Annotated in this window: 8 protein-coding genes; 3 read left to right on the top strand and 5 right to left on the bottom strand. The window is 70.0% G+C overall.

Annotated elements, in window-relative coordinates:
• Positions 1–37 precede the first annotated feature (37 nt).
• Complete coding sequence (locus ACWY4P_RS50960) at positions 38–1,285, top strand: cytochrome P450 family protein (protein WP_456207625.1); 1,248 nt, start codon at positions 38–40, stop codon at positions 1,283–1,285.
• Between the two features lie 13 nt (positions 1,286–1,298).
• Here the strand turns inward: ACWY4P_RS50960 and ACWY4P_RS50955 are convergent, their stop codons facing one another.
• The 5 genes from ACWY4P_RS50955 to ACWY4P_RS50935 form a co-directional block, all read right to left on the bottom strand.
• Positions 1,299–3,344, bottom strand: coding sequence for a beta-galactosidase (locus ACWY4P_RS50955; protein WP_456207624.1), 2,046 nt, complete (start codon positions 3,342–3,344; stop codon positions 1,299–1,301).
• Positions 3,345–3,346: 2 nt separating this feature from the next.
• Entirely contained in the window at positions 3,347–4,249 is a 903-nt protein-coding gene (locus ACWY4P_RS50950; protein WP_456207623.1) for a carbohydrate ABC transporter permease, read from the bottom strand.
• Positions 4,242–5,234 (bottom strand): carbohydrate ABC transporter permease, encoded by a 993-nt coding sequence (locus ACWY4P_RS50945; protein WP_456207622.1) that lies wholly within the window; start codon positions 5,232–5,234, stop codon positions 4,242–4,244. The genes ACWY4P_RS50950 and ACWY4P_RS50945 overlap by 8 nt, the downstream gene beginning before the upstream one ends.
• A complete protein-coding gene (locus tag ACWY4P_RS50940; protein WP_456207621.1) occupies positions 5,231–6,520 on the bottom strand; it encodes an ABC transporter substrate-binding protein in 1,290 nt (429 codons plus the stop codon). Before ACWY4P_RS50940 ends, ACWY4P_RS50945 begins: the two co-directional genes overlap by 4 nt.
• A 78-nt stretch (positions 6,521–6,598) precedes the next feature.
• Entirely contained in the window at positions 6,599–8,941 is a 2,343-nt protein-coding gene (locus ACWY4P_RS50935; protein WP_456207620.1) for a beta-xylosidase/alpha-l-arabinosidase, read from the bottom strand.
• Positions 8,942–9,193: 252 nt separating this feature from the next.
• On the opposite strand from ACWY4P_RS50935, the gene ACWY4P_RS50930 reads away from it, so the two are divergent.
• Together ACWY4P_RS50930 and ACWY4P_RS50925 are read left to right on the top strand one after the other, a co-directional pair.
• Positions 9,194–10,216 carry a LacI family DNA-binding transcriptional regulator gene (locus ACWY4P_RS50930; RefSeq protein ID WP_456207619.1) on the top strand — a complete coding sequence of 341 codons (1,023 nt, stop codon included), beginning with the start codon at positions 9,194–9,196 and terminating at the stop codon, positions 10,214–10,216.
• Between the two features lie 67 nt (positions 10,217–10,283).
• Entirely contained in the window at positions 10,284–11,288 is a 1,005-nt protein-coding gene (locus ACWY4P_RS50925; protein ID WP_456207618.1) for a LacI family DNA-binding transcriptional regulator, read from the top strand.
• Positions 11,289–11,348 lie beyond the last annotated feature (60 nt).

Raw genomic sequence — 11,348 nt, 5'->3', positions numbered from 1 at the left:
GGTCCTACAGGCGCCGACAACTGCAGAACGGACAGCAATGGACGCGATATCCCCCGTTCATCTCGCCCCCGAACCGACCGACCTCCACGGTGTCGAAGGCGCGGCCCTGCGGGCCGCGGGCCCGGTCGCCACAGTGGCGCTCCCCGGCGGAGTGGTGGTCAAGGCGGTCACCACCCGGGAAGCCGGCGCCCAGGTGCTGACCGACCCGCGGTTCTCCAAGAGCATCCGGAACTGGGGTGCCCACCAGCGCGGGGAGATACCCGCGGAGTGGCCGCTGCTCTTCATCCTGGAGGGCGAGGGGCTGCTCAACACCGACGGCGACCTCCACCGCCGGCTGCGGCTGCCCGTCCAGCGCGCCTTCTCCCCGCGCCGGGTGCGGGACCTGCGCCCGCGTATCGAGGCGGTCACCGACCGGCTGCTGACCGCCCTGACCGAGGTGGCGCCGGGCCAGGAGACCGACCTGCAGAGCCGTTTCGCGCTTCCGCTTCCCCTGGACGTCATCTGCTATCTGCTCGGCGTACCCGAGGAGGGAGGGCTGCGCGAGGAGTTGCACGAGCTGTCGGCGGCGGCGTTGAGCACCGACGCCGGGGCCGAGGAGATCCAGCGCACGATCGCGGAGCGCTTCCCGGCCACCCTCATGTCGATGATCGAGCGCAAGCGCGCCCGTGCCGACCAGGACGATCTCACGATGGACCTGGTCGAGGCCATGGACCAGGATGAGCTCACGGTGGCGGAGGTCATCGGCAACCTGGTGGTCACCGTCATCGGCGGCCACGAGACCACGGTCAATCTGATCTGCCACGCGGTGCGGGGGCTGCTGACGCACCCCGAGATCCTGGCCGCCGCCAGGGCCCGGCAGGAGGCGGGCGAGGACCCGTGGCCCGATGTGGTGGAGGAGGCCCTGCGCTGGGAGTCCCCGGTGCGCAGCCTGATGTTCCGCTACGCCACGGAGGACGTCTCCGTGGCGGGCGGCGGCGTCATCCGCGAGGGAGAGGCGGTGCTCCTTCCCCTCGCGACGATCAACCGCTGCCCCCACGCCTTCGCGGAGCCCGACCGGTTCAACCCCGACCGGCCGGACGCCGCCCGCCACATCTCCTTCGGCGTCGGCGCCCACCGCTGCCCCGGGGCGTCCCTGGCCAAGGCGGAGGCCGAGATCGCCCTGCGGCGGCTGTTCGAGACCTTCCCCGATATCGCCCTCGCCCCGAGGCCCGTCCCGCGCGTCCCGTCGCTGGGCATGAACAGCTACCGGGAACTGCCCGTCGTCCTGCGCCCCGCCGCCGTCTGAGCGGGCTCGTACGTCACGCCCCGGTTCGCTCGGTGTGCTCGGTGCGCTCGAATCGCACCACCGAGACACCGAGCGGTGCCAGCTCGAGGGGGTCGGCGGTCTTCGCCCCGGAGATCAGGTCGAGCCCGTCCGCCGCGAGCCGGACCTGGACTGGTTCCGTCTCGGAGTGGTTCAGGAGGAAGAGGAACTCCGCGTCGTCGCTGACGCGCCTGGCCGCCTCCAGGTGTGCGGGCACGGTGTCGACGAGCGGGGAGACCCCTGCCGCCGCCACCGCGTCGAGCAGGGTGTCGCGCAGCGCGGTGGGTTCGAGGCGGGTGCCGAGGTACACGACGCGGCCCTGACCGACCGCGTTGTCCAGGATCGCGGGCCGTCCCTCCAGGTGGCCCGAGGCGTAGCTGGCGAGCACCCGCGCCGTCTCGGGGTGGATGCTGTCCTGCCACCAGTCGGCGGTCCGGGTGGTCCCGTCGGCGAAGGTCACCGCGAAGGTCTCGTCGCCGCGTGCGGGCCAGTACTCGTCGATGTACGCCCCGATGAGTGCCCGGAAGGCCCCGGGGTAGGCGGGCTGCCTGACGTGGTTGTTCGCGTCGACGACCCCGGAGAAGAACGAGCAGACCAGCGTCCCGCCCTGTTCGACGAAGCGGGTGAGGGCGTCGGTGAAGCGATCGTCGACGAGGTAGGCGTTCGGCACGACGACGACCTTGTACGGGCTGAGGTCGGAGCCGAAGTGCACCATGTCCACCGCGTGATGTGCTTCCAGGAGCGGCTGGTAGTGGTCCGTGGCGATCTGTGTGTAGTCGAAGTCGTTGCGCGGCAGCCCGTGTGTCTCGGTCAGCCCCCACCAGGCGTTCCAGTCGAACAGCACCGCGATGTCGGCCCGCGACCGGGCGCCCACCGCCTCGGCGATCTTCGGCAGCTCCCCGCCGAGCGCCTCGATCTCCTTCCAGGTGCGGGAGGCCGTGCCGGAGTGGGGCAGCATCGCGGAGTGGAAGCGCTCGTGGCCGCCGCGGCTCGCGCGCCACTGGAAGTACAGGACGCTGTCGGCGCCGTGGGCGATGGCCTGGTAGGAGCCGAGGCGCATCCGGCCGGGTCGCTTGACGTTGTTCACCTTCCACTGCGACACGCCGCTGGCCGCCTGCTCCATGAGGACCCAGGGCTCGCCGCGCAGTGAGCGCATGAGGTCGAAGTTCAGCGCCGCGGAGATGTGGGCGTCGCCGTGGCCGGGGTTGGGGTAGATGTCCAGCGCCACGGCGTCCTGTTCGGGCGCCCAGGTCCAGTAATCCGCATTCTTGTAGAAGCGCATGTAGTTGGTGAGGACGGGGATGTCGTCACGGTAGGAACGGACGATGTCGCGTTCCATCACGAAGCACTCGAGCAGCGCGTCCGAGACGAACCGCTTGAAGTCCAGACGGCGGGTGGGGTTGGACCACGACCGGGGCACTTCCGGCGGGTTGATCTGGTCCCAGGAGGTGTAGACCTGGGACCAGAAGCGGGTGTACCAGGCGTCGTTGAGCGCGTCCAGGCTGCCGTACTTCCGCTTGAGCCAGCCGCGGAAGGCCAGCGCGCTGGCCTCCCCGTAGGAGGGCTGCCCGTATTCGTTGCTGATGTGCCACATCGCGAGGGCCGGGTGGTGGGAGTACCGCTCGGCCAGCGCCGTGGTGATCCGGGCGGCGTGTTCCCGGTAGCGGGGCGAGGCGGGGTCGAACTGGAGCCGGTTGCCGAAACCGAAGCGCTCCCCGTCCTCCATGACCGGCAGGACTTCGGGGTGTTCGTGGGTGAGCCAGACCGGTGGCGCCATGGTCGGGGTGGCCAGGTCGACGCTGATCCCGCCCGCGTGGAGGAGGTCCATCACCTCGTCCATCCAGTCGAAGGTGAAGCGTCCCGGCTCGGGCTCGAGCGACGCCCACGCGAACACACCCAGGGTGACCAGGTTGACCCCGGCGCGCCGCATCAGCTCGATGTCCTCGTCCCACACCGCCCGGTCCCACTGCTCGGGGTTGTAGTCCCCGCCGAAGGCGAACCCGCCGAGGCGGGCGCGGAAGGCGTCCATACGACTGTTCATGGCTACTTGAGTGCTCCTGTCGTGATGCCGCTGCGCCAGTACTTCTGCAGCGTGAGGAAGAGGACGACGAGGGGGATGGTGCCGACCATGGATCCGGTGATGACGATCCGGACGAGATCGGGCTCGCTCATCGCGTTCATCTGCCAGGAGTAGAGCCCGAGGGTGACCGGCCAGAGCGACTGGTCATTGAGGACGATCAGGGGAAGGAGGAAGTTGTTCCAGATCGAGATGAAGGAGAAGAGGAACACGGTGACCAGGCTCGGCAGCAGGATCCGCAGCACCACCGTGAAGAAGATGCGGATGTCGTGGGCGCCGTCGATACGGCCGGCCTCCAGCAGCTCGTCGGGGACGGCGGCCGCCGCGTAGATGCGCACCAGGAACACCCCGAAGGCGCTGGACAGGCTCGGCAGGATCACTGCCCAGTAGGTGTTGATGAGGCCGAGGGAGTTGAGGAGCAGATAGGTCGGCAGGGCGAGCACGGTGCCGGGGATGAGCACGCCGCCGAAGATGAGGCCCATGATGGCGTTGCGCCCGCGGAACCGGTACTTGGCCAGGGCGAACCCGCACAGGGCGGCCAGGAAGGTCGAACCGAGGGCGCCGCCTCCCGAGTAGATGAGCGAGTTCACCACCCAGCGCCGGAAGATGCCGTCGCGGTAGGCGAACAGGTCGTGGAGGTTCTGCATGAGATCGAAGTGCGAGAACCAGAGTCCGAACGTGGTGTTGAGGTCGGCCGTCGACTTGGTCGACGCGATCAGCATCCACGCGATCGGGATGAGGAAGTAGGCCGTCAGCGCGATGACCGTCACCGTCAGGATGAACCGGGTCGACAGCGGCGCGCGATCCCGCCGTGCCCCGGCCGTCCGCACCGTGCGGCGACGCGATCGGCGGGCGGTGATGTCACTCATCGGGATTCCTCCTCTGGAGCACTCGCAGGAAGCCGAAGGACAGCAGGAACGCGCCGATGGCGATGACGACCGCGACGGCGGCTGAGTAGTACGGCTGGTTGGACCCGAACGCGAGGTTGTAGACGATCATGTTCGGTGTGTAGTTGTAGGTCACGTTGTTGGTGATCGTGCGCAGCACCGTCGGCTCGGAGAACAGCTGGAGCGTGCCGACCACCGAGAACAGACCGGTGATGAGGATGGCCGGGGCCACCAGCGGCACCTTGATCCGCCAGGCGATCTGCCAGTTGGTCGCGCCGTCGATGCGCGCCGCTTCGAACAGGTCACGCGGGATGGCCTGGAGGGCGGCGAAGATAATGATCATGTTGTAGCCGGTCCACTGCCACGTCGAGATGTTCGCGATGGACCACAGGACACTTCCCGGGGCGAGGAAGTCGATATGGGCGCCCGCCCCGTCGAGCAGGTCCAGGACCGGGCTCACTCCGGGCAGATAGAGGAACGCCCACAGGATGGACGCGATGATCCCCGGAACCGCGTAGGGCAGGAACGCGGCGAGCTGGAACAGGCTGCGCATGCGGACGATCGCGGTGTCGAAGATGAGGGCCATCACCAGCGCGAGGCCCAGCATGACGGGCACCTGGACGATGCCGTAGCGCAGCACGCGGCCGACCGATTCGAGGAAGCCCGGATCGGTCAGGGCCTCCCCATAGTTGTCCAGGCCGACGAAGATGACGCTGGGCTTTCCGAATCCCAGGCCGCCCGCCTTCTCGACGCCGTGGAAGCTCTGCCACAGCGCGTAGAACACGGGCACCAGGTGGAACACCACGAAGAGGGCCAGGAACGGGACCACGAACGCCCACGCCATTTTCCAGTCGGCGCCGAAGCGGCGCTTGTTGCGGCGCGACGCCGACAGGCGGGACGGTTTCCCCGCCTGCTCGGCCCCGTTCCCCGCATCCCGGGTGGCCGGGTGGAGGGTTGGCGCGGTCATCGGACAGACAGACCCTTCCGCTTCAGCTGTGACCTGGTCTCACCGTTGACCTTCTTCATCGCGTCGGGCAGCGTCGTCGACTTGTTGATGACGGACTGCATGGCGTCGTTGAGGTAGTTGGTGGTGTCGGTCATCGTCGGACCCCAGGTCCAGGGGGTCGACTGGGTGCCGCGCACGGTGAACACCTCGCTGGGCACCTGGCCACCGAAGTAGGGGTCGGGCTTGGCCAGCTCCGGGATCCCCTGGCCGACGTCGGACGCGGGGAGAACATCGGCCGCCAGCAGCTTGGCGCTCTCCTTGCTGGTGTTCAGCCAGGTGACGAACTTCATCGCCGCGTCGGTCTTGTTGGTGACGCTGGTCAGCGCCGTCAGAGAGCCGCCCCAGTACACCGGGGCCGTGTCGCCCTTCGACCACTGCGGCAGCGGGGCGACGGCCCACTTGCCGGAGAGGTCCGGGGCGTTCTCCTTCAGCGCCGCACCACCCCAGGCAGGGCCGATCCAGGTCAGATACGTGCCCTTGGCGAGCCCCTTGAACCACGTGGGCTGCCAGTGCTGATCACCTTTGGCGTAGCCCTTGTCCAGCATCTTCTGCCAGTACTCGGCCACCTTGAGGGTCGGCTGGTCGTCGAGGTCCACCTTCCAGGCGTCCTTGTCCGTGCCGAACCACTGCGCCTTCGCGTTCCACGCCAGAGAGGCCAGCCACGCGCCGCCGTTGGCGGGAAACGCCGTGGTGTACGCATTGGGGTGGGTCCGCTTGAGCTTCGCGGCGGCCGCCATGTACTCGTCCCATGTCTTCGGGGCGGTCAGACCCGCCTCCTTGAAGACATCGGACCGGTAGTAGAGCACCTGTGTGCCGATGTCCTGCGGCACCCCGTAGACCTTGTCGTTGACCACGACCTGGTCCCACACGGCGGGCTTGAAGTGCGGCTTGAGGTCGCCGGTCTCGGCTGTGACATCCTTGAGATCACCGGCGATGATCGTCGAGGTGAGGTTGGGGTAGTCCACCTGGGTGATGTCCGGCGCCCCGTCCTTTCCGGTGATCGCGGCCTGGAGCTTCGGGTAGAAGTTCGAGGTGATCGCCTGGAACTTGACGTGGATGTCGGGGTGGGTCTTGTTCCAGAGGGCGACCGGCTTCGACATGTCGGACCACCCCCAGAAGACGATGGTCTGTTTCCCGGATGCGGCGCTGTCCGAGGAGCCGGAGGAACAGCCGGTGAGGACGAGGGCCAGGGCGGCCGCCGCCGCGGCCAGGCCGCGGGAGCGGAGGCGTATTGCTGTGTGCGACATGATGACAACTCTTCATTGAGTGTTCTCGGACGGATGGACTGTGCGGGGAGGGCAGGCGCCGGTGGGGGACGGCGGGGTCTAGGTGATGTCGACCGTGCTGATCCGGGGTTCGGCGCCGGTCACGATGTGCACATCGCCGGTGAGCCGTACGGTGTGTTCGAGGATCACGTCACCGGCGTCGCGCCGGACGCCGACGCGGATGTCGCCGGGCTCGACGATCCGCACCCCGTCGCGATCACTGAACGCCAGCAGCCGCGTGGGCACCGTGAAGTGGACGCGCGCCGACTCCCCGGGCCCGAGGGGGACGCGCGCGAAGGCGACGAGCTGTGCCATCGGGCGGGTGACCGAGGCCACGGGGTCGCTCGCGTACAGCTGGACGACCTCGGCGCCCTCGCGGTCGCCGGCGTTGCGCACGGTGACGGCGCAGCGGATCGCGTCGGCGACGTCGACGGTTGTGGAGTCGACCGTGAAGTCCTCGTAGGCGAACCGGGTGTAGCTGAGGCCGAATCCGTACCGGACAGGCGGCTCGGTGTCGATGTTGGTCACCGAGCTCGCGGCGCCGAGCGGCGGGTGCAGATAGCTGTAGGGCTGCGCCCCGGCGCCGCGGGGCAGGCTCATGGGCATCCGGCCGCTCGGGTTGACCCGGCCGCTCAGCACTCCGGCGATGGCGGCCGCCCCCTCCTCGCCGGGGAAGAAGGCCTGCACGACCGCGGCGGCCCGGTCCAGCAGCCACCCGAGCGCGTAGCCGCGTCCGGTCAGCAGGACGACCACGGTCGGTGTCCCGGTGGCGATGACCGCCTCGACGAGGGCCCGCTGTGCGCCGGGCAGTTCCAGGTCGTCGGCGTCGCAGCCCTCCCCGCTGGTGCCGCGCCCGAAGAGGCCGGAGCGGTCGCCGACCACGACGACGGCCACATCCGCGCCGGCCGCGGCGGTGGCGGCGGCGGGAATGCCGTCCGTGGCCCCGTCGTCGACACCGGTGCCTCGCTCGGTGACGATGTCGGCGGCGGCGAACTCGCGGCGGAGGGCGCCTTCGACGGACTCGACGCCGAGACCGGTGTCGCAGTCGGGGTGGTGCGGCAGGACGTGGTTGATGAACGAGTAGCAGCCGAACATCGCGGACAGCGACTGGGCGTTCGGGCCGATGACCGCGATGCGTCCGGGCGCGGGCCGGGTGCCGCCCAGCGGCAGCACACCGTCGTTGCGCAGCAGTACGAGGGAGCGTTCGGCGATGGCCGCGGCCAGCGCGCGGTCCTCTTCGGTGTCCACCTCGCCGGCGGGCACATCGCGGGCGGACGCACCGTCGGCGGGTATCGGGTCGGGTGACCACCCGGGGTCGAGCAGGCCGAGCTCGGCCTTCTGGCGCAGCACCCGCTCGAGCGCGCGGTCCACGACGTCCACGCCGAGCCGGCCGTCCGCGATGCGCTCCTTCAGGGGCTCCAGATAGGTGACGCCGGTGGGGAGTTCGACGTCGATCCCGGCGGTGATCGCCTGGGCCGCGGCGTCGCCGCCGTCCTCGGCCACCCGGTGCAGGGTCTGGAGGAAGGCCACGGCGAAGTAGTCGGCGACGACGGTGCCGGTGAAGCCCCATTCCTCGCGCAGTGTTCCGGTGAGGTGCTCGTTGCTCGCGGCGACGGGCACTCCGTCGATCTCGGCGTACGAGTTCATCACGGAGCGCGCTCCGGCGTCCCGTACGGCCACCTCGAAGGGGAACTCCAGGATGTCGCGGACCTCGCGCGGCCCGGCGTGCACCGGCGCGAGGTTGCGGCCGGCGCGCGAGTCGGAGTAGCCGACGAAGTGCTTCAAGGTGGCGATGATCCCGGCGCTCTGGAGGCCTCGCACATACGCGGCGCCGGTGACCGCGACATGGTAGGGATCCTCCGAGATGCACTCCTCGACCCGCCCCCAGCGCATGTCGCGGATCACGTCGAGGACCGGCGCCAGGCCCTGATGGATGCCCAGGCCCGCCATCGTGCGGCCGATCCGCGCCGCCATGCGTTCGACGAGCGGCGGATCGAAGGTGGCGCCCCAGGCAGGCGGTACGGGGTAGGTCGCCGCCTTCCAGGCGGCGAGCCCGGTCAGGCACTCCTCGTGCACGATGGCGGGGATGCCGAGTCTGGTGTTCTCCCTCAGCCACCGCTGCTTGGTGGCCAGGGTCGCCCGGCCCTCCCGCGGGTCCAGGGGCCGGGTCCCGTAGTGCCGGGTGATCTGGCCGAGTCCGTGTGCGGCGAAGTCGGCGAAGCTCTGCTCGACGGTGTCCATGGCGTCCTGCAGCGGGGCCACGGCGCCGCCCTCGCGGTCGACTCCCTGCCACAGGCCCACGAGTTGAGCGAGCTTCTCCTCCAGCGTCATGGCCGCGATCAGCTCGCGGACGTCGGCTCGGCCGCGGCCGAGCCCGACCGTTTCGTCATCGATGGCAGACACTCGTCACATCTCCGTGCTCGGCGGGCGGGCCCGCGGTCCTCACAGCCACTGCTCTGCAATTCCCCGCAAAAGTTTGCGGAAGTTCTGCGCTCGAGAAGCTAAGCCGGGGTAAAAACGACTGTCAATACACCGGATCGAAAGCGCGGATCACCGGCCGTTTGCATGGGTTCCTCGCGGAATATTCCAACAAACATTGCGGGAATTTGCGGCAGGGCAGTACTGTCGCGATGCCCTACGGGAGGGAAAGGCAGCATGACCACGCGCCCAACGATGGCGGCCGTCGCCGAGGCCGCGGGGGTCTCGGTCTCCACAGTGTCCCGGGTGCTCGCCGATAAGCCGGACATATCGGAGGAGACCCGCATCCGTGTCACCCAGGCCGCACACGCCACGGGTTATCTCCACCGCAAGGGGCGCCGGAAGCAACTCGGCGGGATCCTGGACGTCCTCATCGAGGGAACCACCTCGTCCTGGGCGGGAGAGCTCATCGCCGGGGCTCAGCACGCGGCGTTCAGCCTCGGGTACACCCTGGCGCTCACCGCGACCGGCCATCCGCGCTTCCGCATCAGCGACTGGATCGACGCACGGCGCACGCGCCCGTCGGACGGCATCATCCTGGTGCTCTCCCGGGCGCGCCACGACGAGATCGCCGCGCTGGCGGGGCTGCCCGCGCCCCTGGTCCTCCTCGACCCGGTCGGCAGCAGCGAGCCCACGATCCCCACGGTGGGGGCGACCAACTGGTCCGGGGGCGCCACGGCCACGCGCCACCTCCTGGAACTCGGACACCGGCGCGTCGGGTTCATCGGCGGCCCCGCCGAGATCCAGTGCACCAGGGAGCGGCACGAGGGCTATCTCGCCGCGCACCGCGAGTTCTCCCTCGCTCCCGACCCGGCCCTGACGCGCTACGGCGACTTCAGCATCACCGGCGGCACGGACCACGGCGCGGCCCTGCTGAATCTTCCGCAGCCGCCGACGGCGATCTTCGCCGGCTCCGACGCCCAGGCGGCCGGGGTGTACCAGGTGGCCCGCGCGCGGGGGATGCGGGTGCCCGATGACCTGTCGGTCGTCGGCTTCGACGACACGATGATCTGCGCCATGCTCGCACCGCCGCTCACGACCGTCCGCCAGCCGCTGGCGGAGATGGGGGGCGAGGGGGTGCGGCTGATCGCCCAGGAGCAGTCGCGGCACGGCTCGTCGGCCGGCCGCAGGATCGAGTTGGCGACCTCGCTCGTGGTCCGGGAGAGCACCGCGCCACGTACGGCCCGCGACGGGGCCTGACGGGCCTGGCGGGGGCTGACGGACCTGACAGGGCCCGATGAGGAGACGACTGGTGGAGGAGCAGGCGATGAGTGTGCGATCGGCGGTGCGCATGACGACCGTGGCGCAAGCCGCGAATGTCTCGCAGAGCGTCGTGTCGAAGGTCCTCAACGGGCGGCCCGGGGTGTCGGCCGAGGTCCGGCAGCGCGTCCTGGACGCGGTGCGGGCCACCGGTTACGAGTGGCGTCGCCGCAGGCACCGGCACGGATCGGTCGAGGTGGTGTTCGGCTGCGTGGTCAGCGCGGTCAACGCACCACTGCTGCGGGGCCTGTCCCGGGTGCTGCGTTCCTCCGGACGTGCGCTCACGGTGAACCACGCGGATGACGACGGTGACTGGCTGGACCCACTGCTCGCGCACCGTCCGGACGGCGTCGTCCTCGTGCTCTCCCCGGTCCCGCCGGCCGTCGTGGACCGGCTGGCGCGGTCCCGCGTCCCCACGGTCGTCCTCGACACGATCGGCGACGCCCCGACGGGGATGAACACCGTCGGGGCGACCCAGTGGCGGGGCGGGTGGCTCGCGGCCCGCCACCTCACCGACCTCGGTCACCAGCGGATCGCGCTGCTCTCCGGCCCCCTCGAACTGACCTGTTGCCGGGCGCGCTTCGGCGGGTATCTCGCCGCGCTCCGCGACGCCGGGATCCGTGCCGACCGCGACCTGATCCGCGTGGTGCCGTTCCAGACCGAGCCGGCCAGACGCGCCGCCCACGCCCTCCTCGACCTGTGGAGCCCGCCGACGGCCTTCGTCACCGGCAACGATCTGCAAGGCCTGGGCGTCATCGAGGCGTGTGTGGAGCGTGGGCTGCGCGTCCCGGAAGACGTGTCGGTCGTCGGGTACGACGACATCGACGCCGCCGCGTCCGCGGCCCCGGCGCTGACCACCGTGCGGCAGCCGTTCGAGGAGATGGCGGCCGAGAGCATCCGGGTGCTCGACGCGGTCACCGACGACCCCGGCCTGACCCCGATCCGTCTCGACATGTCGGTGGACCTGGTCGTCAGGAAGTCGACGGGGCCGGGGCCGGTACGCGGGGACTGACCCGGCGCCGGGACGGGCACGACGTCGGGACGGGCACGACGTCGGGACGGGCACCGCCGC

Source organism: Streptomyces sp. LZ34, assembly GCF_053890475.1.
The sequence above is the reverse complement of the archived record's forward strand: the minus strand, read 5'-3'. Positions and strand labels throughout refer to the sequence as shown.

What these genes read in the sequence shown, in the direction of transcription:
- ACWY4P_RS50950 (WP_456207623.1), bottom strand. Translation starts at nt 4,249, where the DNA reads ATGAGTGACATCACCGCCCGCCGATCGCGTCGCCGCACGGTGCGGACG.
- ACWY4P_RS50955 (WP_456207624.1), bottom strand. Translation starts at nt 3,344, where the DNA reads ATGAACAGTCGTATGGACGCCTTCCGCGCCCGCCTCGGCGGGTTCGCC.
- ACWY4P_RS50930 (WP_456207619.1), top strand. Translation starts at nt 9,194, where the DNA reads ATGACCACGCGCCCAACGATGGCGGCCGTCGCCGAGGCCGCGGGGGTC.
- ACWY4P_RS50960 (WP_456207625.1), top strand. Translation starts at nt 38, where the DNA reads ATGGACGCGATATCCCCCGTTCATCTCGCCCCCGAACCGACCGACCTC.
- ACWY4P_RS50945 (WP_456207622.1), bottom strand. Translation starts at nt 5,234, where the DNA reads ATGACCGCGCCAACCCTCCACCCGGCCACCCGGGATGCGGGGAACGGG.
- ACWY4P_RS50940 (WP_456207621.1), bottom strand. Translation starts at nt 6,520, where the DNA reads ATGTCGCACACAGCAATACGCCTCCGCTCCCGCGGCCTGGCCGCGGCG.
- ACWY4P_RS50925 (WP_456207618.1), top strand. Translation starts at nt 10,284, where the DNA reads ATGAGTGTGCGATCGGCGGTGCGCATGACGACCGTGGCGCAAGCCGCG.